Source organism: Nitratidesulfovibrio termitidis HI1, assembly GCF_000504305.1.
In the GTDB taxonomy this organism is placed as follows: domain Bacteria; phylum Desulfobacterota; class Desulfovibrionia; order Desulfovibrionales; family Desulfovibrionaceae; genus Cupidesulfovibrio; species Cupidesulfovibrio termitidis.
This window is the reverse complement of sequence record NZ_KI632512.1, coordinates 1400429-1424727: the sequence shown is the minus strand read 5'-3', so window position 1 is coordinate 1424727 and position 24299 is coordinate 1400429. Positions and strand designations below refer to the sequence as shown.

The window sequence follows — 24299 nt, the reverse complement described above, 5'->3', positions numbered from 1 at the left end:
CCGCCGCTCTCCGAGAGCGGCGGCCATTCTGCATGCATGACGTGTGGCGTACCGAACGTGGATACGTGTTCGGTATCAGCCCGTGGTGTTGGCGGTCAGTTCGGCGCGCACGGCTTCGATGACGTCCAGGTACCGGGCAAAGACCTGCTCGTCGTCCTCCACGCAGCCGAAATCGGTACCGGCCTCCACCTCGCGCAGGTCGAAGATGGCGTTGGCCAGCGCCCATGGTTCCGGCTGGTCCAGCACCCGGCCCGTGCGGCCGTCGTCGATGAGGTCGCAGGCGCCCGTGGCGCGGGTGGTCACCGTGGGCACGCCCATGGCCTGCGCCTCTGCCACCACGTTGCCGAAGGTGTCGTAGAACGAGGGGTGGCAGAGCACGTCCAGCCCGGCGTAGAAGCGCGGCATGTCTGCGGCCTTGACCTTGCCGAGGAACACCACCCGTTTCTCCACGCCCAGCGCCTTGGCATAGTCGGCGTACTTGCGGCTGCGCCGCCCACCGGCCACCACCAGCACGTATTCTTCGGGCAGGTGACCCAGCGCGGCGATGAGCCGGTCCAGCCCCTTGAGCTCGAAGTTGCTGGAACAGAACCCGATGGCCCGGTGCTTTTCGCGCAGGCCCACGATCCGCCGGGATTCGCCGCGCAGGTCGGTGAAGCGCCGGACGTTGAAGCGCCGGGTGTCCACCCCGTTGGGGATGACCACCACCGTGGCCGGGGAACGGGGAAACTGGCGCGCCACGGCGGTCCGGACATTCTGCGAGATGGCGATGATGCGCCGGGTGGCCGGGTGGTTGTAGATCTTGCGGTCCAGCACGGTCATCAGCAGGTTGTTGGGATTCAGCAGGCGCGAGAGCGCCTTGGTGAACCGCCGCCACGGCGAGCGCTGGGCCGCCAGGCTGTTGTGCATGAAGTCGCGGTGCGGCCCGCCCGAGCGGTGGATGTGGCAGCCCGCCATGTTGCCGAAGCTGACGCTGATGGTGGCCGGGGGCAGTTCGCGCAGGGCGCGGGTGGCGGCAAGGTGCAGGCCCAGGTTCTTCATGAACCGGCCCGGACGCCACAGCCCCAGCACCCGGATGTCCACGGCCAGCGGCGCGGCGTCGGGATCGGCCTGCGGGCCGTCGCCGTGCTGGCGCAGGGCAGGGGCCTTGGCCCCGGGCACGTCGGGGGCCATTTCGCCGCACAGCACGCGCACGGGCACGCCGTGGGCGCGCAGGTATTCATGGAAGCGGTAGCAGAAATGTTCCACGCCGCCGTAACGCGAGTAGGTGCGGATGAATAGGGCGACCTCTGGCGGGGCGACCTCTGGCGGGACGGATTCGGGATGGGGGGGCGCGGGATGGGAAGCCCCATGCGGGGGGGCATCCTGCCGGGCGGTTGCGGATCGGGTGTCGTGGGGCGTGGGCGCGGTGGGCGTGTCTGGCATGGCTGGAGGGGTGGGGGTGTGCGCCGGGGCGCGGAAGTGGGGCGAAACGCCCGAACGCCCGTTTGGTCTAGCAAACGGCTACGCACGGTGCAAGGCTGGCATGGAACGGGCGGGTTCGCTCGCCATGGCCCGGCGCAGCCAGCTTCATGCTGCCCTTCCGGCCCGCTTGGTCCGCCTGTGCCGCCGGTTTCGCCGGTTTCGCCTGTCCCGCCGTATCCTTCGGGTTCTGTCCGCCGTCCCGCCTCTTCCGTTCGTTCCGGGCCCTTTCGCCTATTCGCCGGTGGGGGGGCAGGTCGGCCAGGGCCGCGGGGCGCCGCCTCAGCCCCGTGCGCCCGTGGGCGGGTAGTCCTTTTCGGTGCGCGAGCGGGTTTCTTCCAGCGTTTCCTCCGAGTCGGCGTAGCGGTCGGCAATGTCACGGAAGGTTTGCAGGTTGTCCAGGAAGGCGTCCACCACGTCCGGGTCGAAGTGCGACCCGCGCCCCTGGCGGATGATCTCCACGGACTTCTCCATGTCGAACGGCGGCTTGTACACCCGGCGGCTGATCAGCGCATCGAACACGTCGGCCAGGGCCATGAGCCGGGCCGAAACGGGAATCCCGTCGCCGGAAAGCCCCTGCGGGTAGCCGCTTCCGTCCCACTTTTCATGGTGGCAGTAGGCGATCTCGCGCGCGTGGCGCAGGAACGATACCGGCGTATCCAGCTGCTTTTCCGCCGCCATGATGGCATCGCGCCCCAGCGCGGGATGGCGCTTCATGTCCTCGAATTCCTCGGGCGTGAGCTTGCCCGGCTTCAGCAGGATGCGGTCTGCAATGCCCACCTTGCCTATGTCGTGCAGCGGGGCGGACTTGAACAGCAGGGGGATGTCTTCCGGTGTGAGCACGGCGGAAAAGCGTGGATGATTCGCCAGGTGTTGAGCCAGGACGCGCACGTAGTGCTGGGTGCGTCGGATGTGGTTGCCGGTTTCGTTGTCGCGCGTTTCGGCCAGCGAGGCCATGGCCATGATGGTCACGTCCTGTACGGCGGCCAGTTCGCGCATGCGGCGGGCCACCTCGTCCTCGAGGAATTCGTTCTTGTCCTTCAGGAAGTCGCGCGCGGCCTTCGCCTGCAGGTGGGTGCGCACGCGGGCCAGCATGATGGACGGGCTGATGGGCTTGGTGATGTAGTCCACGGCGCCCAGTTCCAGGCCGATGCGCTCGTCGTCCTCTTCCGACAGCGCGGTGAGGAAGATTACCGGCACGTCCGCCGTGCCGGGCAGTTCCTTCAGTTTGCGCAGCACCGTGTAGCCGTCCATGCCGGGCATCATGATGTCCAGCAGCACGAGGTCCGGCGGATTGCCGGAGGACAGGATGCGCAGGGCCTTTTCTCCGCTGTTGGCCACCCTGACCCGGTAGGCGTCCTTCAGCAGGTCGCTGAGCAGGGTCAGGTTGTCGGCGGTGTCGTCCACCACCAGCACGGTGCGCCGCGTGTCGTCAGCGTGAAGGGGGGGAAGGGGGGTATCGGTCATGACTGCCTCTCGTGGCTGGGGTGACAGTGATGCGGGGCAGGGAGCGCGGAACGGGAAGGGGGCGGGCCGTTGCGGCGGCTCCGTTTCCGGTGCAACGGCGGGGCGCCCGGTCAACCGTCGCGCGCAGGCCGGGCCGAGCGCAGCATCTCCAGGGCGGCTTCGAACTCGAAGCCGCGCAACGCCTTGCCCATGTCGGCCACCGTGGCCTGCCCAAGGGCGACGCGCAGGGTTTCCGCGTGGGTGTTGAAAATGTCCACGGCTTCGCTGTCGTCTTCCTCGATGAGCGTCTCCAGCCGGTCAAGAAGCGCCTCGGAGAGCCCGTCGGGCAGCGCGTGCGGCACGCCGCCCGCCACATCAACGCCCGCCACACCAACGCTCGCCATGTCCGCGCCAGCCAGGCCGCCATCCGGTCCGGCGGGCGCATTGCCGTCCGCACCGTGCGGGACCTCCGGGGCATCCGTGTCGCCCGGACCGGGCCGCACGTCATCCAGCAGGCCATGCATGGCCCGCACCGCCTCCTCCAGCGAGATGCGCAGCAGCGCCAGCACCGCCTCCGCGCGTGCTGCCGGGGCCTCGTGCCGCAACGCCGTTTCCAGGTCGGCGGCCTGGGCCTGCACCGTGCGCGCGCCCAGGGTGCCTGCCACGCCTTTCAGGGTATGCGCCTCGCGGGTGGCCGACGCCGTGTCGCCGGATTGGATGAGCGCGGCGATGCGCGTTGCCGCGTCGGCGTGCTGGGAAACGAAGCGGCGCAACAGGGTGTGATAGGTGGCCTGCTTGCCCAGTACCCGGCGCAGCCCCGCCTCCGGGTCGAGAACGCTCCGGGCGTCGCCCGTGTCGAGCGGGCGGGGGATGGGCGGGTGGGGGATGGGCGGCGTGTCCGCCGTGCCATTCCGCTCCGTTTCGCCCCGCGCTTCCGCCCCGCCCCGCCGGGGCAGCCAGCGGATCAGCGCCGCGAACAACTCGTCCGGGTCGATGGGCTTGGCCACATGGTCGTTCATGCCCGCCGCAAGGCACGCCTCGCGGTCGCCCTGCATGGCGTTGGCGGTCATGGCCACTATGGGCAGACTGTCGGCCCCCAGGGTGCGACGGATGGTCCGGGTGGCCTCGTAGCCGTCCATGACGGGCATCTGCACGTCCATCAGCACGAGGTCGTAGGCGCCCTCGCTGACCATGCGCACCGCCTGCGCTCCGTCCTCCGCCGCATCGGGGGCAAGCCCCGCCTCTGCCAGCAGGCCCAGGGCCACCTCGCGGTTCAGTTCGTTGTCCTCCACCAGCAGCACGCGCGCCCCCCGCACGCCGTCGAGCATGGCAGGCCGGGTGTCCGGCGGCGGCACGGCGGCGCGCGGTGCCGGGTGCACCGCGCCCAGCAGGCGCATGACCGTGTCGAACAGCAGGGATGGCTGCACCGGCTTCACCAGCACGGCGGCCACCCCCACCCCTTCGGATGCGGCGAAAATTTCTTCACGCCCGTGGGCGGTGACGATGGCCACGGGCAGGTCCGGGGCCAGGGCATGGATGTTGCGGGCCGTCTCCAGCCCGTCCATGCCGGGCATCTGCCAGTCCAGGAAGACCATGCCGAAGGGGGTGTCCGAGTCCCGGGCCTCGCGCAGCAGGCGCAGCGCGGACTCGCCGCCGTCCGCCATGACCGGACGGAAGGTCATGCCTTCCAGCATGTGGGCCAGCACCATGCGGGCCTGGGGGTTGTCGTCCACCACCAGCACCCGCAGCCCGCGCAGGTCGATGCGCGGCAGCAGCGCCCGCCGTCCCGCGCCCAGGCCCAGCCGGGCCGTGAACCAGAAGGTGCTGCCCCCGCCGGGGGTGCTGTCCACGCCAACGTCGCCGCCCATCAGGTCCGCCAGCTTCCTGGCGATGGCAAGGCCAAGGCCGGTGCCGCCGTACTTGCGGGTGGTGGAGGTGTCCGCCTGCTGGAACGAGACGAACAGCCGGGCCTTCTGTTCGTCGGTGAGGCCGATGCCCGTGTCGCGCACCGCAAAACGCAGCAGCACGTCGGCATCGCCCGTTTCCAGCGTTTCCACGCGGACCACGATTTCGCCGTGTTCGGTGAACTTCACCGCGTTGTTGGCGTAGTTGATGAGAATCTGCCCCAGGCGCAGCGGGTCGCCCAGCAGCATGGGGGGGACGTCTGCGGCCACGTCGAGCACGAATTCCAGGCCCTTGCTGGCCGCCTTTTCCGAGACCAGGTTGGCCACGGTGTCGAGCACGGTCTCCAGTTCGAACTCGGTGTTCTCCACCGTCAGCTTGCCCGCCTCGATCTTGGAGAAGTCGAGGATGTCGTTGAGGATGCCCAGAAGGTGCTGGCCCGAGGCGCGTATCTTGCGCACGTAGTCGGCCTGGCGCGGGTCCAGTTCCGTCTTCAGGGCCAGGTGGGCCATGCCGATGATGGCGTTCATGGGGGTGCGGATTTCGTGGCTCATGTTGGCCAGGAAGTCGCTTTTGAGCCGGGTGGCTTCTTCGGCCATTTCCTTGGCCCGGCGCAGTTCCGCCTCGGTGCGCTTGCGGATGGAGATGTCGCGCAGGGCGGCGCAGGCGCTCATGGGATGCCGGTCGGACGGGGGCAGCTTGCTGAGGCTGATTTCCAGCGGCAGACGGGTGCCGTCCTTGCGCACGCCCACCACCTCGCGCTCGTGGCCGATGACCTGGAGCGGCGAGGCCAGGAAGTGGCTGCGCAGTCGCACGTGACGTTCGCGCACCTCTTCGGGCAGGAATTCCTCCACCATGTGGCCGGTAAGCTCGCCCGTCTCGTAACCCAGCAGCCGTTCCAGTTGCGGGTTGCACAGCACGATGCTTCCTTCGCCGTCCACCACCACCATGGCGTCCGGGGCCGAGTGCACGATGCCCCGGTACCAGGCCTCGGTATCCTTCAGTTCCGTCTGCTGTTCCTTGAGTTCGGTGATGTCGCTGATCAGGGTGACCCGGCGGGGGGTGACGTCCCTGTCGCCGATGAGCGCGCAGCGCACGTCGGCCCAGCGCACCTCGCCGTCGGGCCGCAGGTAGCGATGCTCTGCCCGCACCGTGATGGTGGAGCGGGCCGGGTCCGGACTGCCGGAGTCCTGCCCGTCATGTTCCGGATTGCCGATGTGCGGGTGGGCATATTCCAGCCTGTCGGGGTCCAGGCGGCCCAGCAGGGCGTCCAGCGCCTCGCGGTCGTCGGGGTGAAAGAAATCCTCCAGATTCCGCCCGCGCAGTTCCGATTCGCTGATGCCGATGAAGTCGCTGAAGGCAGGGTTGGACCGGTCGATGCCAAGCCCCCTGCGCTCGCTGACGATGCCGATGCCCGCCGTTTCGAACACGGCGCGAAAAAAGGCCTCGCTGCGGCGCAGGAGTTCGCGGCTTTCCTCCAGTTCCGTTGCCTGGGTGCGGGTCTGCTCCAGCAGGCTGCGGGTGTGCAGGTTGCGCTCCAGCACTTCCTGCGACAGGGCGGCCATGGGCAGCATGTCCTCGAGCAGGGTGGCGGCGCGCGGAGGCAGCGGCCCCAGGGCGGCCAGTTCCAGCACGCCCAGCAGCCGTTCGCCCAGCAGCAGCGGATAGGCCCGCAACGAGGCGGGGTGCACGTCGCCGAGCCCGGTGGCGAAGCGCAGGGTTTCCCCTTGCGGCGGCGTGAGTTCCACGGGTGCACGCGTGGTGGCGCAACGGCCCACCAGCCCGCCGTTCTTGGGTATGCTGGGGGGCGGGCCGCCGGCAATGCCGCCCAGCGAGGCCACCAGGTCGAGGTGCACGCCGTCGTCATTGGGCACGTACAGCGCCGCGTAAGGAGCGCCGGATACCTGCGCGGCCACGGCGGCCAGGCGCTGGCCGAAGGAATCCAGGTCGCCCGCCTGCTGCAGGGCGGTGGCCGTCTCGGACATCTGGGCCTTGATCCAGCGCTGCTGTTCCATCTGGCGCGAAACGCCCCGCAGCACTTCCAGCGAGCGGGCCATGGCCCCCATTTCGTTGCGTTCCTCGCCGTAGGGCACCTGCACGTCCAGGTCGCCGTCGGCCAGCGCCTTGACGCAGCCTGTCAGGGCCAGCAGGCGCCGCCGGATGCTCCAGCTGACAAGATAGGTGATGGCCACGACCATGGCGCAGAACAGCCCGTACGCGGCAATGGCCTTGAACAGCGTGGTCCGGTTTTCCGCCACCGAGGACTGGAAGAAGTGTTCCGCCGTGGAGCGGGCCGCGTGCATCAGTTCATCGATGGCGTGCAGCAGCAGGTCGGCCGGGTTCTGGGGCGAGGATTCCGTGAGCCGCCACGCTTCCTGTATTTCGCGGTTTTCGGCCAGGGCCATGGCACTGTCGCGCATGGACAGGAAATCGTCGTAGCGGCTCACCAGGGCGTCGATGAGGGCCGGGTCGCCCCGGAAATTGGCGCGTACGGCCTCCATGCAGTCGTGGAACAGGCGTTCCTCGCGCCGCAGGGTGGCCACCTGCTCGGCCTTGATGGCTTCGTCCACCTCGATGATCTGCTCGCGCATGGCCGCGCGCATGCGCTCCACGCTTTCCTTGGCCTGTTGCAGGCTGCTGGTGGCGATGAAGGTGTGCCGGTAGACGGTGTTGGCGTCTTCGGCCATGTCGCGCATCAGGCTCAGGGTGCTGTAACCGAGGATGATGCTGAAGGCGACGATGAGCAGCGTGCCGACGAGCAGCCGCTGGAAGACGGAAAGATGGCGGAACAGTATGGGGCCCGGGGGGGTGGGCATGGCGGGGCTCCTTCCGGCCATGGGGATGCCCGCGGGGGCCGGGCGGGGATGCATGACGCAGTATAGGCGAGTGCGGGGAATATTGTCCAGAAGGTGGGAAATACCGAAAGGGGGATGCCGTGGGGAAGACCCGGGGGATGCGAGGCGCCCGATGTGACCGGGAAGGCCCGGCGATGCCAGGAAAAGGCACGGAAGTGGCGCGTCACGAAAGAAACCGGGCACAGGGCCGGTGAGGGACGCCGCGTGGGCGGGACAACCGGGTGGGCGTGCCGGGCGTGCCAAGCGTGCCAATCGGATCAATCAGGCCAGCCGGGCCAACCGGATATGCCGGGCCAACCGGATCAATCGAATCAATCAGGCCAGCCGGGCCAATCGGGCCAGTCAAAAGAGGCGAACATGCCGGGCGGTGCAGCCTTGGGTCAGTCGGGCAGGACGCTCCACAGGCGGTACACCGCAACGTCCGCCGACGTGGCATCGCGTGCGTCACGGGCCAGGGCCAGGGCTTCGGCAGGGGTGGCGGCCTGGTCATGGCGCGGGGCTCCATCCACGGGGTGCCAGCGGATCAGGAAGGGCGGCGCGGGCTCGGGACCGCGCCCCTCGGACCACACGGGGCGGCCACTGGCATCGGGGCGACGGTGGCGTGGTGGCGGTGCGGACTGCCAGTCGCTGGCACGCGCGGAAGATTCCGTGCTGGCGCCGGGCTGGGCAGCGGTGGCGGGTTGGTGCCCCTGGCGTGGAGAAGCAGGGATGGAAAGCGACTGGGGGATGGGGGCGTGCGGCGCGGTAAGGGCCGGTGTGACGTGCATGGGACCTCCGTGTTCCGATGTGGAAAACGTGGTCGCACAAAATGTGCGAAGCGTCCATCTGGGCGCGTTGCAAGGGATGGGGCGTCAGGGGGGAGGGGCAGGGCAGAATAGGACAACCGGGCAAGGCAGGGTCGGCCATGCCATGCCCGGTCAAACTTGGCCGGATGAGGCCGGATGATGGCGGATGGGGAGAGGGGCGACCGGTCTGGGCGGGACACGCCGAGCAGGCGGGTGGCAAGGCGTGCGCCGGGCTACAGCTCCTTGCCCGCCCAGATGACCCGGCCGATGACCTCCCATTGCAGGGTGTCGTCGCGAGGGTCGATCTCGATGTCCTGGTAGGCGAATTCCGGGTTGTCCCCTCGGAAATGGTAGCGCCCCGGCGTGCGGGAAAAGCGCTTGATGTAGATTTCGTCCTGCACTCGCAACACGTAGATACGGTCTTCCGCCAGCGCATGGTCGTGCTGGTTCACCAGCACCAGGTCGCCGTCGTGCAGGGTGCGCTCCATGGAGCGGCCCATGACCTCCATAAGGCACAGCCCGGTGGTGGACCTTGCCCGGCCCAGCACCCAGTCCAGCCGGAAGGCGTGCTGCTCCTGCGGGCGACCGTCGGTCTGCAGGGAGCCTCCGCCCGCGCTGGGCCGCGCCTCCGCCCTGTCCACCAGGACGAACTCCTCGGCCAGACGCCGGGCTTCTTCCGGCGCCTCCGGTTGCCCGGCGGACGCGCGTGCGGATTCACCGTAGGGGCGCAGCACGCGTTCGTGCAGGCCGCGCCGATGCGGCTGGGGCCCGCCGGTGACGGGAATGCGGTCCAGGTGTTCGGTGAGCCGCGCAAGGTTGGTGCGGCTGGGAAAACGTTCGCCGTTCTTCCAGGCGTAGACGGTGCGCTCGCTGACCCCCGCGATTTCCGCAAGGCGCTTCACGCCGCCCACGCTGTGCAGCGCGTCGATGACGTACTCGCGAAGTTCGTCCCAGTCGGTACCCGTGGAATCGTACTCGTTCATGCATGTGATGTTAGCACATTCTGTGCGAATGTCCATGAAAAATTGCCATCGGCGCACCGATACTCTTGACGTTTGTGTGCGAAGTGTGAAATATCTGTGCGCACGCAATGACGCTGCCCTGATGTCCATGTGCGACGCGCTGCGTGGCCTGCCAGCCGGAGTGGATGGCAATCGGGCCGGTTCCGGTGGAAACGGCGTTTGTATAGGATAACCGATTCGGGATGGTTCGGGCCGGAAGAACTTCCTCGGACCGTTCCGGTTTCTACGCAGCGAGAGGGATGGGAATGCACGCGATGTCACGCGACGCCAGGTGCGCCGTATGCGGAAGTTCTTTCGGCCTGGAAGATGCCGAGGTTCTGGCCAGGGTGGTGTTGTGTCCGGCCTGTGCCGAGGGGTGCAGCCTGCACGACCGGCGGCTGCCCATGATGTTCATAGAGGTTGACGAGCACCGGCGACTGCTTGGCCTGTACCACGCAAGCCACGACGAGGCCCGCCACCCCACGCCCGAAACGGTGCGCAACCGGTTGCGCGCGCTGGAGGCGTGCAACCGCTTTTTTGAAGGAGGTACATCATGCCGATAGTGACCTGCCTGCATTGCGGCACGCCGTTTTCCGTCAACCCCGCCCGGCTGCTGCATGGCCGGGGGCGGTACTGCAGCCGGTCCTGCCATGCTGCCGCGCGAACCCTGGAGCGGCCCGAACGCTGCCAGTTGTGCGGCGGCCCCATGCCGCCGGGGCGCGCCCATCGTCGTTACTGCTCGCGGGAATGCGTCTCGCTGGCCGCTGCCGGGCAGGCCAGGCCGCAGCCGCGCGATTGCGCCGTGTGCGGGCGAAGGTTTACCCCCGCCACGCTGCGGGACAGGTTTTGCGGTCCCGGCTGCGAGGCGGCGGCACACGGCATGGACCACGGATTGTTCGAGGACCCGTGGGCTTCGGGCGACATTCCGCCGGATTGCTACGGTCGCGACCTGTTTCGCATGCCGGATATGGTGCTTGGATTCTGAGGCCCGCCGAAGGGCGAACGGCTGGTACCGGCGAGGGGCTCGGCCGGTAAGCCGCCACACGGCGAGGACGCCGTCCGGCGCGCCCCGTGCCGGTACGGGATATGCCGATCCGCGTGAGCAACGCGACGCGGCTGGTGCGACGTGGACCGTCGCAGAGGAGGATGCCGCATGGCGGCTGTGAACAGAGTGATGCTGCTCGGGCGCGTGATGTCCGCGCCCCGGCCCGGAACCGGTACGCCAGGCCATTGCGTGCTGTTTTCCGTCAGCACCGAGGGCGCCGGACAGGACGACGCGGGCCAGCGGCACCGGGTGCGCGTCACCGGTGACCAGGCTGCATGGTGCCTTGCGCGGTTGCGGCGCGGCATGCTGGTGCACGTGGAAGGAGAATTGCTGGCCTGCGCGCAGGGGGGAGAAGCCTGCGCCGTGGTGGCTGCATGGCTGGTTCAGGTCGTGGAGGACGACCGTCGCTCCGGGCCACCAGCGCATGCGCCCATGCATGCGCCCGCACATGCGCCAGTGCGCCCCGCCGCGATTCCCGCCGCGCGCGTCGAGGCATCCCTGGCCGGTGTCCGGTGCGCCGGGGTGGATATCCCTGGTCGGGGGCCCGATGCCCCTGCCGGGGACGATGCCGGGGCGTGGCCGCTGCCGTGGCCGCAGGCTCCGGATATGGCCGGAGGGGTGCCGGGCATGCCGTCGGGGCGCATGCACTGAGGCTCGCGCAGCATCTGCGTGGGGGAGACGACCGGCACGGATCGTTCGTGATGCAACGTCAGCCGCGGCGCAAGGTGCCGCGCAACAGGGAGGAAGGCCGCATGCACGGCGCGCAGCAACCACAGCAACGGCTTGTGCACGATCATGTTCCGGAGGTGGCGCGGATGCCCCCTGGTGTCTGCGGGTGCGGCGGGCCTTGGTCCATGGGGGCTCGCCAGGAGGGTTCCCGGTCCTGGGGGGGGGCGGGCCGGGGCGTATCCTGCGGCCACGGGCCGGGAGGCGGATCTCGATTTTGCCCCGGGGCCGGTACGGAGGGGGATGCACGATCCGTCGTGTGTGCCCTTTGTATTGGTCGGGCTGGACGCCATAGGTCGCGCCGTGGGCGCGGGCCAGGGGGCGGTGAAGCGCTGGATTCGCGAGGATGGATTTCCCGCCCGCAGATGCTCGGACGGGACCTACCGGGCCGATCCCGACGCGGTGCGGCGGTGGTTTTGGGGAGGGCACGAAGCCACCCCGCGCGGGGCGTTGCCCACCGGGCATCCTGCCGGGACGACTCCGGACGGCGGTGCCCGTTACGAACGGGGGGCCGGGCCCGCGCGCGGGCATTAACCGGAACCCGGTGGGGGGCACGAAATTCCGCAACATGCGAGGCCGGGCGGCGGATGCCGTCCGGCCTCGCTGCGTTGGGCGTTCGTTTTCGGGGTAAGGGGAGGAGGCCGCGCCCTATTGCCCCTGAATGGTCACGTTGAATTCGTCGTCCACGGCCACCTTGACGTTGGCGGTGACGCCGATCCAGCGCGAGGCCGCCACGGTGAGCGCGGGCAGGGCGCCCTGGATGTCGCGCGAAGTGCCGGTGCTGGACACCACCACCTTCCACAGTACGGGCCCGGTCAGTTCGCCGGCGGAAGGCAGCCCCTCCACAGTGCCGATCGGGGTGCCGTAGGGTGGTCTGGCATATTCGGGCACGTTTGCGGCAGAAGTGTTCGGGGCGGGCTCGTTTGCGGCGGGTGCGGCCGATGGCGCGGCCTGCGGGCCGGATGTCGCCGTGCCCGGCGCCTTCTGGCCGCCCGATTCCGTCATGCCCCCTGCCATTCCCTGCCCCGGCGTCTCCTGTCCGGCCTGGTCCGGAGATGGCGTTTCCGGGGCGGTGGCGCGACCGGTGCGCAGGTCGCGCGCCTCTATGGACAGGGTGCGGGTATGCACCACCGTCATGGGGGGCGGATAGCCGTAGCCGGTGCCGAAGCCTCTATACCCGCCGTAGCCCCAACCTCCGTACCGGCTGCCGTACGCCCCGCCGTACCAAGGCCATGAACCATATCCGATGCCGACGCCCACGGACGGGCGCGAGGAGTACGACGTGTCCGGCACCTCGTGCGGACCGTCGACCTTCCATTCCACCACCACGGCCATGTCCGCCGCCTCCGGCCCGGCGGCCTCGCGGTAGCCGTGCCCGGTGAGCACGGCGCGCAGCCGCTGGGTGGACTGGCGGAACATGTCGGCGTTGATGGCGCTCATCGTCGAGAGCGCATTGCCGGGCACAAGCACGTAGCTTTGCCCGGCCTTGCGGAAGCCGGGGGCCGACACGGCCTGCACATCGGCCTTCATGCGTGGTGCGCAGCCCGTGGCCAGCAGCACGCCCAGAACGAGCAGGCAGGCGAGCAGGCTGGCCGTCAGGCGCGGGATGCCCGGGTGGTCGGAATGTGCGATGCGGGCGGTCATGGGATGTCCTTTGCCATGCGGCAGATGGTGCCGGTGCGCAGGCCTGGGGTGCCTCTGCGTGTGGGCTCAGGCCCGCCATGTGTCGATGGTCGGGGCGTTCCTCGTTTGCGCGGCATCACGGATGCGTCGGCAGTGTGTGGGCCGTGCTGTTCAGAATATGCGCATGCGTGGGGCGGCTGTCCATGGTGTGCCGCTGTCCGCCAGCGGGCGGCCCGACAGGGGGGCGGCCCGGAGTGGATGCGGCCCGTAGGGGAAGTGACCAGGACGGGATGCGGCCCAGACAGGATGTGGCCCAGACAGGATGTGGCCCAGACAGGATGTGGCACTGACGGGGCACAACACGGACGCGGCGCGAGATGGCGGCGCGTCACATCTGTGGGCATGGTCATGCGGGGCATGCGGGGGCTGGGAATGGAGAGCATGGAGGGCATGGAGGGCATTCACGCACGCCTCGAATGCGGGATCGAAACAGCGGCACGCCGCGCCGCCTGCCGCGCAGTGTCTTCCGCGTTCCCGGCCCTGCCCGCCAAGCCCCGCGGCACCGTCCGTCGAAAGCGTCCTACCGTTGCCGCAGGGGCAGGGTGAACGTGAAATGCGCCCCCTTGCCCGGTTCGGAGTGCAGGGCAAAGCTGCCGCCATGATTGTGGGTGATCAGGAAGTACGACACCGACAAGCCCAGTCCGGTGCCTTCGCCGGGGGGCTTGGTGGTGTAGAACGGGTCGAAGACGCGGGCGCGTACCTCGGGCGTCATGCCTGGCCCGTTGTCGCTGACGGTCACCGCCACCAGGTCGTGGTGCCGTTCGGTGCGGATGGTCAGGGTGGGCGGCGCGTCATCGGGCGGCGGCATGGCGCCCATGGCCTGGGCGGCGTTCTTGAACAGGTTCAGCAGCACCTGCTCCACCTCGGTGGGCAGGCAGGGCACCGGCGGCAGCATGGGGGAATAGTGGCGCACGATGCGCAGCGTGCGGAAGTCGTAGAGCTTTTTCAGGTCGTAATCGTTGGCGGCCAGTTCCAGGGTGTTCTCGATGAGCCGGTGCAGGTCCTGCGTCACGAACGCACCGTCCGTGCGGCGGCTGAAGTCGAGCATGTTGGCCACGATGTGCGCGGCCCGTGCGCCCGAGGCGGCGATGTCGTCCAGCATGCGCAGTATCTCGCGGCGCTCCAGGTAGCCGCGCACCTGGTCCATGGTCAGTCCGGCCTCGCGGGCGGCGGTTTCGTTGTCGGGCCGCTCCGTCTCCACCCGGCGGCGCATGTTCTGCACCGCCTGCAGGATGCCGCCGAGGGGGTTGTTGATCTCGTGCGCCATGCCCGCCGCAAGGCCGCCCACGGTCAGCATCTTTTCCGTCTGGACCATCATTTCGCGGATGCGCTCGCGTTCGGTCACGTCGTCCACGCGGATGACGGCTCCCTGCGTGCCGTTGGCCACCAGGGGGAAGACCGTCACGTCTTCGTAGCGCACCATGTCGCCGTCAGGGCGCAGCAGGCGCTGCCCGTCACGCACCTGGCCGTCTTCCAGCGCCTCGAACACCAGCGGCTTCAGCTTTTCCAGCCGGGGGAACACCTCGTCCAGGGGGCGGCCCACGGCTTCACGGGCTTCCTGGCCGGTGGCGTCCGCCGCGTGGCGGTTCCAGTGGGTGACCAGCCCCTCCGGCGACACCCCGACGATGACCGAGGGCATGGAGTCCAGGGTGTTGGCCAGCAGGTTGCGCAGCCGCCGCAACTGCCGTTCCGAGGCGGCCCTGCGGCGCATCATGTACGCCAGCGCGGCAATGGTGGACACCAGCGAAACCACGAACAGGACCAGCACGTTGATCTGGATGCGGTAGGCCCGGTAAAGCGAGAAGGGGCGGTCGATCACGGTGCTGCCCGAGGGCAGGCGGCTTTCGGAGATGCCCCATCTCTCCAGCGCGGGGGCGCGGTACACGAAGCGGTTTACGCCTTCGACCTGCACGGGAACGTCTTCGACGCGCGTGCCGGAAATGACCCGCAAGGCCATGCGCCCCAGTGCCTCGGCCTGAAAGGCCGCCCCGGACACCTTGCCGCCCACCGTGGCGCCGTGCAGGTTGAAATCGACAAGGCAGTGCACGGGCACCTGTGCGGCGGCGGCGATGCGCGCGCCCATGTCCTCGAAGGTGGTGGCGTAGCCCTCGCTGTCGGCAAAATACACGCCCAGCAGCACGGCCGCGCCGGGCGGCAGGGTGGCCAGCCGGGACAGCAGGTCGTCGAAGGGCAGGGGGGGGAATTCGTGCACCTGCACGCCACCGGGCAGATCCGCCAGTTGCCCCCGGATGTCGCGCGCCACGGCCCGTCCGGTTTCGGTGTGGTCGTTGACGAGGTAGATGTGCCGCGTGCCGGGGTGCATTTCCAGCATGGCCAGCGCGGTTTCGCGGGCGGAAAAGGTGCTCAGCACGCCCGAAAGCCGGGGGATGGCCGTCACCAGGCTGGCGTGGAAATGGTTCACCCCGCAGAACAGTACGGGCACGCCGGGAAACAGCGTGGCGTGGTGTGTTTCCAGAAAGTCGAGGGCGTCGTCGTCACTGGTCAGGATGAGGGTGGGGGTGCGCCCGGCGTATTTCAGGGCCAGCACGGCGGCAAAGGCTTCAAGGTATTCCGGGGTGTGCACGCGCTTGGAATCCATGTTTTCCACGCGCAGGGCGATATGGTTGTCCGTGGGGGCCAGCATGCGCTCCACCGTGTCGGTGATTTCACGCACCCGGCCCATGCCCTGCTCGTAGGAATGCAACAGCAACACGAGATGGCGGTCGTTCTGCATGCCGCGCGTGGCGATGGCGTCGGCCAGGGCCTGGACCACGGAATCGGCCTCGGAACGGGCCGTGGGATATGGCGTGACGTTGGCCGTGCCCTGTGCTCCTGCCTGCGCGGTCATCAGGGGTATGGGCCGGGCGTGATGGGGCGTCGGTTCCGCCTCGGTGCCGATGGCATGGGCAACGGGTGCCCCCGGGATCACAAGCAGGCAGGCAAGCAGGCATCCGGACAGGAGCATGAACAGGCATGCGGCCGGGCGGCCAGTCTTCCGGACACGGAGAGGGGCGGCGTTCATGGCGTGCCCCCCAGCGGCAGGGTAAAGGTGAAGGCGGCGCCCTGTCCGGGCTCGGAAACCACGGTGAACGTGCCCTTGTGGTTCTGGGTGACGATGAAGAACGCCACGGACAACCCGAGCCCGGTGCCCTCTCCGGGCGGGCGGGTGGTGTAGAACGGGTCGAAGACCCTGGCGCGCACCTCTGGCGGCATGCCGGGGCCGTTGTCCGAGACGGTCACGGCCACCCCCGCCGGGTTGTGCTCGGCCCGTACGGTGATGGTGGGCGGGGCGCCGTCCGGCGGGATGAATCCGGCCAGGGCCTGCGCGGCGTTGCGCAGCAGGTTCAGCAGCACCTGCTCCACCTCTGTGGCCAGGCAGGAGGGCCTGGGCAGGTCGGGGGGAATCCGCACGTCCACCCGCAGCCTGCGGAAGTCGTGGTTCTTGCGAAAACTGTAGTCGTTGGCGGCAAGGTCCACGGCAGAGGCCACCATCGCGTCGATGTCGCATTCCATGTGCGACGAGGTGCTGCGGCGGCTGAAGTTGAGCATGTTGGAAACGATGCGGGCAGCCCGCAGCCCGGCCTCGCGCACCCCGGCGGCCATGCGCAGCACGCCGCGCCGTTCCAGATAGTCGCGCACCTGTTCCACGGTGCAGCCCATGGCGCGGGCGGCCTCGTCGTTGGCGGCGCGCCCCGGTTCTATGCGGCGCAGGACGTTCTGCACCGCCTGCAGGATGCCCCCGAGGGGGTTGTTGATCTCGTGCGCCATGCCCGCCGCCAGCCCGCCCACCGACAGCATGCGCTCGGTCTGGATCATCATTTCGCGCACCCGCTCGCGCTCGGTCACGTCGTCCAGGCGGATCACCGCCCCCTCCATGCCGTTGGCGGCCAGGGGGAACACGGTGACGTCCTCGTAGCAGGGCACGCCGTTGTCGGTGTGGGTCATCCGCTCGCCGCGCACGGGGGTCTGCCTGTCCAGGGCCTCGCGCACGCGGGGCAGTTGCGGGGCAAGGCGCGGAAAGACCTCCTGAAGGCTGCGGCCCATGGCTGCTGCGGGTTCCACGCCGGACATCCGTGCCGCCTGGCGGTTCCACTGGATGATGCGCCCTTCGGGCGAGACCCCCACCACCACCGACGGCATGGAATCGAGGATGTTGGCGAGCAGGTTGCGCAGCTTGCGCAGTTCCGTCTCGGTCCGTGCCCTGCGCCGCATGACCACCGCCAGGGCGGCGATGGTGGCGAGCATGGCGACCACGAAGGCGATGATCACGTGAATTTCGCGGGAATAGGCGCGATAGACGGAGAAAGGCCGCTCCACCACCTGGCTGCCGGGAGGCAGGGATGCTTCGCTGATGCGCCAGCGCCGCAATTGGGCATAGTCGAACAGGAATTCTCCCGGCCCGCGCCGCACGGGGATGGACGCCGGGTCTTCGCCCGCCAGGATGCGCCGCCCCAGTTCGGCCATGATGCGCCCCTGCGAGTCGCCGGTGATCAGCTTGCCGCCCACCATGCTGCCGCCGAGATTGAAGCCCATGATGCAGTAGACCGGCACCCTGGCCGCGGCGGCGATGCGCAGGCCCGCCTCTTCGTACGTCACGGTGCGTTCGGATGCGTCGGAATAGTACACGCCGAGCAGTACGGCGGTTTCCGGCCCCAGCGCGGCCACCTGGCGCAGCAGATCGTCCATGGGCACGTCGGAATTCCAGCGCAGCCGTATGCGCCCTTCCAGTGGGCGCAGCGCCTCGGCCAGTTCCGCCGCGGTGGACCGGCCGCTTTCGGTGTAGTCGTTGATGACGAAGATTTCTTCCACGCCGGGGTGGGCACGCAGCAGGAATTGCGCCGTCTCGTAGGGGTAGTGCTCCTCGGTCACGCCGGTGACCCCGGACATGCCCTGCACGCGCGCCTGCGTGAAGTTGTTGGCGCCCCCGAAGACCACGGGTACGCCGGGAAAGAGCGTGTCGCGGTAGCGGCGCAGGAAGTTCAGGGCATGGTCGTCGGAGCACAGCAGCAGGGCGGGGCGCACCGTGGCGTACTTGGCGCGCAGCATGGCGGCATAGGCGGCGAAGTAGGCATCGTCGTGCACCGCCTTGGTGTCCATGTTCTCCATCCGCAGCAGCACGTTGCCGACCGGTGGAGCCAGGTTGGTCTCCACTGCGTCGGTAAGGTCGCGCACCCAGTGCATGCGCTGGTCGTAGGAGTTGATGAGCAGGGCCTGCACCGGAGGGGTGGCGGGCAAGGCATAGGGATCGGCGAAGGTGATGGCGGCCAGCAGCGCGCAAACGCCCAGCAACAGGGTGGGGAGCAGCCAGCGCAACGCGCCGGGGCGGAATGTGCGTGGCGCGATGCGGGCCGTTCCCGATGGCGAACCGGGCGCCGCGCCCGACATCGCGCCTGGCATTGCACTGGTCAAGGCCGGGTCGTGGTCACCCTCGCAGCCCGGCGAGGCATCGTTGCCGGTGGCGGATTCGGTGGCCCGGGAACGCCCGGGCTGAGCATGGCGCGAAGCGGGCATGAAGTGCACTCGTGCTGCATGTGGTGAACGTGGAACTTCACCCAGTATTGGCAGAACGCGAGCGTGAACGCAACGGGTAACGCCGCAAAGGGCAGGACCGCGAGGGCTGGCGGGGGCATGTTCCGGGGGGGGGGCGGTGGACTGGGCGTGACGGTGCGGAATGGCGCAAGAGGATGCGCCGGGAATGGCGCCAGCTGATGGCGCCGACGGATGGTGTGGACGGCATGCGGCCCCGCGGGGCAGGGGCGGGCGGTGGTTCTCTAGCTGCCGGGGGGGCAATCCGCACGGGCGGCGGCCTCTGCCCGGCGCAGCAGTTGCGCAAGCACCAGTGCAGGCAGGCGGACGTAGTACCAGTCGGTGATGGTGGTGCCATCGGCGGGCAGCCATTCGCCGCAGCGTTCGAAGTGGTCCAGCAGGGCCTGCTCGGCTTCGTTCGGGCGATCTTCCGGCGCGCGCAGGCTGCGTTCGCGGAACAGGGCAGCCATGTCCTCCACCAGCATGAAGGCGGCGTCGTCAAGCTGGCCGTCCGCGGGCGTGGCCGGTGGGTTCGCAAGGGCTGCCGTGGGCGCCAGCATGGCCACCGTGGCGGTGAAATGCGCGGCAAAGGCGTTGGGCCGGACGATGAGCCGGTCGTACTGCTCGGCGTTGGCCGCAAGGCAGCGCAGCCCGGCGGCGCACAGCGGGCGCAGGAGATGGGGGCCGATTGGCCCGGCCGAGCCAGATGTGCCAGGCGTTCCCGTTGCCCCGGTTTCCGTGGTCGCCGAGGTTGCCTGCCCAGGCTTGCTGGGTGGGGTGTTCAGCCACGCCGCCAAGGCCAGCATGGCGTCGCGGAGCCGCACGAAGGAAGGGGCGGGGGGTATGTTCATGTGATGCGTTATAGCTTTTTATATATATTGATGCAACAGCAAATGTCGCGCCGGGCACGCCTGTCGCTCCTGCGGTTCATTCAGCGTGCGCGATGCGCGATGTCCGTGCGCGGAGTATGATGGCATTGGGGCCTCCCCCACTTTCCATGTACCGCGTTCTCGGCTACAATCGCGTAAATGCACAGGGTGCGGCCCGGCTCCAGTCACCTGCATCGGGTTCGTGCCGCATGGCGCCGGGCGCGGTGACATGGGATGGAGAGCGTAGGGAGCAGGCCCAGGCCGGGCGTGTCTGGCAGAGCATGCAGAACATGTCAGGATGTGCATGGCCGCATGGTGCATGGCTGCGCCCCGGCCGAAAACCGGTCGACATCGGCTGGGCCCGGACGCGGCAGCCCGGACGCGGCAGCCCGGACGTGCGAACCGGGACATGCGAACCGGGACATCTGAAATGGACGATGCAGAGCGCAGGCACAACTACAGGGTGAAAGCCCCACCGGGCTTTCTGCGCGAAGTGGCCCTGTGGCCCGGGCGTACGGTTTCCGATGGCCGTCTGACGCTGGAAGACCTGGGAACTCCCGCCGCGACGGGGTTTTCGGGGACGGGCGGCATTGCCCTTACGGACGTGAGCACGCGGGGAGTGCGCATGCGCCTTGCGATGGAGGCCGCACAATGCCTGGGCCTGGCGTCGGCAAGGAATCCGGCGGATGCCCCGGTGGCCGTAGACGGGCTGCACGTGTACCTCAAGCTGCTGTCACCCGTTGTTGGGGCAGTCGTTCGAAATTATACGCTTTTTCTGGGAACGCGCGTGACGCATGTCGATCATGTGCCCGACGCGGTCTTGCTGGGGCTGCACATCACGTCGCGCGGCGTGCCGGAAAAGGCCGAAAAGGCTTTCCGCATGTTCGACGCGGAGCGTTACGGCGTAAAGGAACTGACCCGCTGGTGCGACGAGGTGGCCCGCATGGGCCGGGGCCTGCAACCCGCACCCTCGCCCGGCCTTGACCTTGAGCATCTGCTTGCGGAAATCGACGCCGCGCGTGCGTGCGGCGCCATGCAGGCCAACAGGAACTGACACCACGCCATGTTCGTCATAATCGGTTTCGTTGTCGTCTTCGGCTCGATCATCGGCGGCTACCTGATGTCGCACGGCGTTCTGCACGTGCTGTTCCAGCCTGCGGAAATGATCATCATCCTCGGGGCGGCGTTCGGTGCGTTCATCATCTCCAACACCAAGTACTCGCTCGGTCTGGTGATGAAGAACATGAAGGTGATCATGGGCGACCCCGGCATGAGCAAGGCCAAGTACCTTGAAGTGCTGGGCCTGCTCAATTCGCTGTTCGTGAAGATGCACCGTGAAGGGGTGATCAGCATCGAACAGGACATCGAAAAGCCGGAAGGCAGTTCCATCTTCAACAAGTACCCCGCCATCGCCAAGGACAAGCACACCGTGCACTTCATCGGCGACACGCTGCGGGTGTACCTGACCACCGGCGACCCCAACGAAATCGACAGCCTGATGGAAGTGGACATGAAGTCCATGCACGAAGAGGAATCCATCGCCCCGCACGCCATCGGTCGCATGGCCGAATCCATGCCCGGCATGGGGATCGTTGCGGCGGTGCTCGGCGTCGTGCTGACCATGGGCAAGATCAGCGAACCGCCCGAGGTGCTCGGGCACCACATTGGTGCGGCACTGGTGGGTACCTTCATCGGTATCCTGTTCTGTTACGGCGTGTTCGGCCCCATGGGGGCCAAGATCGAGCAGACCAACCACGAGCACCACATGTATTTTGCAGTGATCAAGGAGGCGGTGGCCGCCGCCATTCGCGGGTCCACGCCGATCATTGCCGTGGAATACGGGCGTCGTGCCATCCCGCATACCTTCCGGCCCACGTTCGCCGAGATGGAAGAAAAGCTGAAGAGCTGACGCACCGCGCGCCCGGCGGCGGAAGGGATGCCTCCCGTCCGGGCCGCGCCATACGGGGAGGAACGCCATGGCTGGCGGTGGATCATGGAAAGTTGCCTACGCCGACTTCGTGACGGCGATGATGGCCTTCTTTCTGTTGATGTGGATTCTGAACATGACTCCGCCGGAGACCAAGCAGGCGCTGGCGGGCTACTTCTCCACCGAGCGGTCGCTGTTCGATTCGAGCAACGTTTCGCCGGTGGCCAACAACCCCTTCGTGCAGGGGGTGGACAAGTTGGACACGCGCGACTTCAAGGTGTCGGAAACCGAAAAGTCGCACTACGCCATCGCCCAGAAGCTGAAGCAGATGCTGATGGCCGACGCCATTCCGCAGAACGCCAGCGGTATCAGCGCCGACGACGTGGGGGTGCTGCTGCGGGTGAACAGCGACGTGATGTTCAAGGCCGGTTCGGCGGAACTGGTGCCGGAAGGCAGCAAGGTGCTGGACGAGGTCATCAAGATATTGCGCGAGTACAATCTGTACCTGATGGTGCGCGGCCACAGCGACAGCGGCGAAGTGGCCGCAGGCAGTCCGTATCCCTCGAACTGGGAACTTTCCGGCGCCCGGGCTGCTGCTGCCGTGCGCTACATCATCGAGCACGGGGGCATCAAGCCCACCCGGTTGCGCGGCATCGCCTATGCCGATACGCGCCCCCTGGAACCCAACACCACCCCCGAAAGCCGCAGCAAGAACCGGCGTGTGGAATTCCACTTCCACCGGCCGGAGGTCATGTCGTACAACGTGGTGTATTAGGCGCGCGGTCCGGCCGCAGCCATTGTCCTTTCACGCGGGGCGGGCCGATGGCCCGCCCCGATTGCACTTTGGGGGATGGGCGCGTATCTGCGGCGATAACGGCGGGCGCGGCCAGCCAGACAGTCGCCCCTCAGGCCGCCAGCCCCCAGTCCGGGCAGGTTTGCCAGATCGGGCCGGTTTGTCAGGTCGGGCAGGTTTGCCAGATCGGGCAGGTTTGTCAGGTCGGGCCGGTTTGCCAGATCGGGCGGGTCGGGCAGGCCACATGGACTGGATGGGGCCACCGGCCAGCAGCAGTCTGCCCGCGCACGACGCAGGCGGCCATGCCCGGCCACCGGCCAGCGCTGCAAACCGCGCATGACGCGCGTTCATCTCGGCCATCACCTTCCCTTCATCACCAACGGGCCATACGGCTCGCCCTCATACAGGAGACGGACATGCCGTTCACGTTGTTCCGCACGGCCACCAGCGCAGGTTCTTTCGACGCGCGTACCCCGGCCCCGGTCAGGATGCTGTTTTTCGGGGTGCTGTTGCTCCTGGCGTTCTCCCTGTGGGGTTGCGCCTCGCAGGAGCCGCTGAAACCATACAACCCCATGGGGGTTTCCGGAAAGGTCAACCCGGAGGCGGAGAAGTTCTTCGCCATGGCCCATGTGCTGTGGAAGGGCGGCGAAACCTGCACCGAGCCGGAAAAGGCCGTGGCCTACCTGAACAAGGCCATCGAACTTCAGCCTGATTACTGGCAGGCCTATGCCCGGCGCGGGCTTGCCTACAGCGAAATGAGCCTGTGGGACGAGGCGTTCGACGACCTGACCCGTGCCGTGCGGGCGCATCCCTCGGCGGAAAACTATGCCTGGCGCGGCCTGGTGGCCTTCCGCATGGGCAACGGAATGGGCGCCCGCAAGGATCTGACACGGTCTCTGGAACTGGATTCCGCACAGCACCGGGCCTGGAACTACCGGGCGGCGGTGGAACTGGCGGAGGACGATATCGCCGCCGCCTGCGCGGATTTCGACAAGGGCTGTTCCAACGGCGACTGCACGGGCATGGAATCCGCCAGGCGGGAAGGCATCTGCAAGTAGCGTCGGCCCGGCATTCCAGAAAGGCGGGCCCCCGACCTGAAATGGCGGGCAACTCCGGCCCGGAATGCGGGTTGACCGGGATGCCGCCGCGCCCCATCATCTGGATATGCAGCCGGTACGGGCATGGTTCCGTACCCATGCATGGTGAGTGACCCGGCGGTGCCCTGCATCAGGATTGGCATCGGGCCCTGTATCAGGGGGCATCAGGCGCGGCATCATGCCTGGACGTCAGGTCCGGTCCGTGGCCAACGGGGGCCCGACCGGAAGCGCCGGTCACGCGTGCCATCTCCCCGTTGCGAGGCTGCCATGCGAAACGCCACTGCAATACTGTTGACCGCTTTCACGGCGGCGAGCGGCAAGGCCGCCTTGTGGGGGCGTACGCGCCGCGCGCCTGGTGCGGCGCGAGAGGCCATGACCCGCTTGTTGTGCACTCTTGTGCTGGCCGGGGCGCTTGCCGGCGCGGTGGCGCCCGCCGCCCGCGCGGAAGTTTCCGACCAGGATCTGGACGTCTGCCTGGCCTACGCCCAGATCGAACTGGCCAGCCAGTATGGCTCGCCTTCCAGCCTGTCCTTCATCAATGACGGGCGCGCCACCATGGAGCGCCATGACGGCGTAGTGGACGGACATTACGTGTCCACCATCCTGCGCATGGACGGCGTGTTGACCCCCCCGGACGGGGTGCCCCGGCCCGTGCGGATAACCTGCCTGCTGGCCAGCGTGGGCGAACCCGTGGGGCTGCGCCTGGAGCCCCGGCGCTGAACCCTGCCCGAATCCGCCGCCGATGCCGGAGCTGAACCGGTAGCCGACCACGCCGACCACGCCGGACGTACCGGGAGCTTCGCCGCACGCGTCTTGCGGACGTGCCCCAAGACCCCGCCCGTCCCCGATGCAAGGGCCGGACGGTTGACCGGTGGAACCCGGCAGGCGGATGGTCCCGCTATCCGTACCAGTTTTCGATGATGTCCAGCAGGCGGTCTTCACCGATCACGGCCAGGATGGCAGGGTCGGCGTGGCAGGCGCAGTCGAGGCAGAAGTGTTCGTCATGCAGGGGGCGCAGTTCGCGTTGATGTTGCTCCGGTGACGCATCGAAGCTGCGTCCGCAGAAGGTACAGGTCACCAGGCCGGGCATGGGTTCCTTCATGGATCGCTCCTTGCGGTTGCGCCCGGCGTTCACCCAGCGGAACGCCGGTGACGCATGACCGACTATACTTTTGGTACGGCTGCC

Annotated in this window: 18 protein-coding genes; 8 read left to right on the top strand and 10 right to left on the bottom strand. The window is 68.2% G+C overall.

Annotated features, from left to right (window positions below):
- Nucleotides 1–75: 75 nt before the first annotated feature.
- From DESTE_RS05850 to DESTE_RS05830, 5 genes are all read right to left on the bottom strand, one after another.
- The gene (locus tag DESTE_RS05850; protein ID WP_245590747.1) at nucleotides 76–1422 is read right to left on the bottom strand and encodes a glycosyltransferase family 4 protein; all 1347 of its coding nucleotides are present in this window, start codon (nucleotides 1420–1422) and stop codon (nucleotides 76–78) included.
- A gap of 318 nt (nucleotides 1423–1740) precedes the next feature.
- Nucleotides 1741–2925 (bottom strand): response regulator, encoded by a 1185-nt coding sequence (locus tag DESTE_RS05845; protein ID WP_035065965.1) that lies wholly within the window; start codon nucleotides 2923–2925, stop codon nucleotides 1741–1743.
- Nucleotides 2926–3035: 110 nt separating this feature from the next.
- Nucleotides 3036–7622, bottom strand: a complete 4587-nt coding sequence (locus tag DESTE_RS05840) for a response regulator (protein WP_035065962.1) — start codon at nucleotides 7620–7622, stop codon at nucleotides 3036–3038.
- A 419-nt stretch (nucleotides 7623–8041) separates the two neighbouring features.
- Nucleotides 8042–8428 (bottom strand): hypothetical protein, encoded by a 387-nt coding sequence (locus DESTE_RS05835; RefSeq protein ID WP_035065960.1) that lies wholly within the window; start codon nucleotides 8426–8428, stop codon nucleotides 8042–8044.
- A gap of 251 nt (nucleotides 8429–8679) precedes the next feature.
- Nucleotides 8680–9429 carry a S24 family peptidase gene (locus DESTE_RS05830; RefSeq protein ID WP_035065958.1) on the bottom strand — a complete coding sequence of 250 codons (750 nt, stop codon included), beginning with the start codon at nucleotides 9427–9429 and terminating at the stop codon, nucleotides 8680–8682.
- Between the two features lie 284 nt (nucleotides 9430–9713).
- Here DESTE_RS05830 and DESTE_RS05825 point away from each other — a divergent pair, with 284 nt between their 5' ends.
- From DESTE_RS05825 to DESTE_RS05815, 3 genes are all read left to right on the top strand, one after another.
- Nucleotides 9714–10010 (top strand): hypothetical protein, encoded by a 297-nt coding sequence (locus DESTE_RS05825; RefSeq protein WP_035065955.1) that lies wholly within the window; start codon nucleotides 9714–9716, stop codon nucleotides 10008–10010.
- Nucleotides 10001–10432 (top strand): hypothetical protein, encoded by a 432-nt coding sequence (locus DESTE_RS05820; protein WP_035065953.1) that lies wholly within the window; start codon nucleotides 10001–10003, stop codon nucleotides 10430–10432. Before DESTE_RS05825 ends, DESTE_RS05820 begins: the two co-directional genes overlap by 10 nt.
- 168 nt (nucleotides 10433–10600) lie before the next feature.
- Nucleotides 10601–11143: a single-stranded DNA-binding protein gene (locus tag DESTE_RS05815; protein ID WP_035065951.1), complete on the top strand. Its 543-nt coding sequence runs from the start codon at nucleotides 10601–10603 to the stop codon at nucleotides 11141–11143.
- Nucleotides 11144–11866: 723 nt separating this feature from the next.
- On the opposite strand, the gene DESTE_RS05805 is transcribed toward DESTE_RS05815, so the two are convergent.
- The 4 genes from DESTE_RS05805 to DESTE_RS05790 all read right to left on the bottom strand — a co-directional run bounded on the left by DESTE_RS05805 (nucleotide 11867) and on the right by DESTE_RS05790 (nucleotide 19278).
- Nucleotides 11867–12862, bottom strand: a complete 996-nt coding sequence (locus tag DESTE_RS05805; protein ID WP_035065950.1) for a hypothetical protein — start codon at nucleotides 12860–12862, stop codon at nucleotides 11867–11869.
- A 559-nt stretch (nucleotides 12863–13421) separates the two neighbouring features.
- On the bottom strand, nucleotides 13422–15866 hold the full coding sequence (locus DESTE_RS05800) for an ATP-binding protein (protein WP_245590746.1): 2445 nt from the start codon (nucleotides 15864–15866) through the stop codon (nucleotides 13422–13424).
- Between the two features lie 53 nt (nucleotides 15867–15919).
- Nucleotides 15920–18412, bottom strand: a complete 2493-nt coding sequence (locus DESTE_RS05795) for an ATP-binding protein (RefSeq protein WP_035069819.1) — start codon at nucleotides 18410–18412, stop codon at nucleotides 15920–15922.
- Nucleotides 18413–18672: 260 nt separating this feature from the next.
- The gene (locus DESTE_RS05790; RefSeq protein WP_035065948.1) at nucleotides 18673–19278 is read right to left on the bottom strand and encodes a hypothetical protein; all 606 of its coding nucleotides are present in this window, start codon (nucleotides 19276–19278) and stop codon (nucleotides 18673–18675) included.
- Between the two features lie 448 nt (nucleotides 19279–19726).
- On the opposite strand from DESTE_RS05790, the gene DESTE_RS05785 reads away from it, so the two are divergent.
- From DESTE_RS05785 to DESTE_RS05765, 5 genes are all read left to right on the top strand, one after another.
- Nucleotides 19727–20350: a hypothetical protein gene (locus tag DESTE_RS05785; protein WP_245590745.1), complete on the top strand. Its 624-nt coding sequence runs from the start codon at nucleotides 19727–19729 to the stop codon at nucleotides 20348–20350.
- 9 nt (nucleotides 20351–20359) lie between these two features.
- Nucleotides 20360–21205 carry a flagellar motor stator protein MotA gene (gene motA, locus DESTE_RS05780; protein WP_035065945.1) on the top strand — a complete coding sequence of 282 codons (846 nt, stop codon included), beginning with the start codon at nucleotides 20360–20362 and terminating at the stop codon, nucleotides 21203–21205.
- 67 nt (nucleotides 21206–21272) lie between these two features.
- Complete coding sequence (locus DESTE_RS05775) at nucleotides 21273–21998, top strand: OmpA/MotB family protein (RefSeq protein ID WP_035065943.1); 726 nt, start codon at nucleotides 21273–21275, stop codon at nucleotides 21996–21998.
- Nucleotides 21999–22432: 434 nt separating this feature from the next.
- Entirely contained in the window at nucleotides 22433–23074 is a 642-nt protein-coding gene (locus DESTE_RS05770; RefSeq protein ID WP_156925278.1) for a tetratricopeptide repeat protein, read from the top strand.
- A 411-nt stretch (nucleotides 23075–23485) separates the two neighbouring features.
- Nucleotides 23486–23833: a hypothetical protein gene (locus tag DESTE_RS05765; protein ID WP_051384338.1), complete on the top strand. Its 348-nt coding sequence runs from the start codon at nucleotides 23486–23488 to the stop codon at nucleotides 23831–23833.
- 178 nt (nucleotides 23834–24011) lie between these two features.
- Here the strand turns inward: DESTE_RS05765 and DESTE_RS05760 are convergent, their stop codons facing one another.
- Nucleotides 24012–24215 (bottom strand): hypothetical protein, encoded by a 204-nt coding sequence (locus tag DESTE_RS05760; protein WP_035065940.1) that lies wholly within the window; start codon nucleotides 24213–24215, stop codon nucleotides 24012–24014.
- Between the last annotated feature and the right edge of the window lie 84 nt (nucleotides 24216–24299).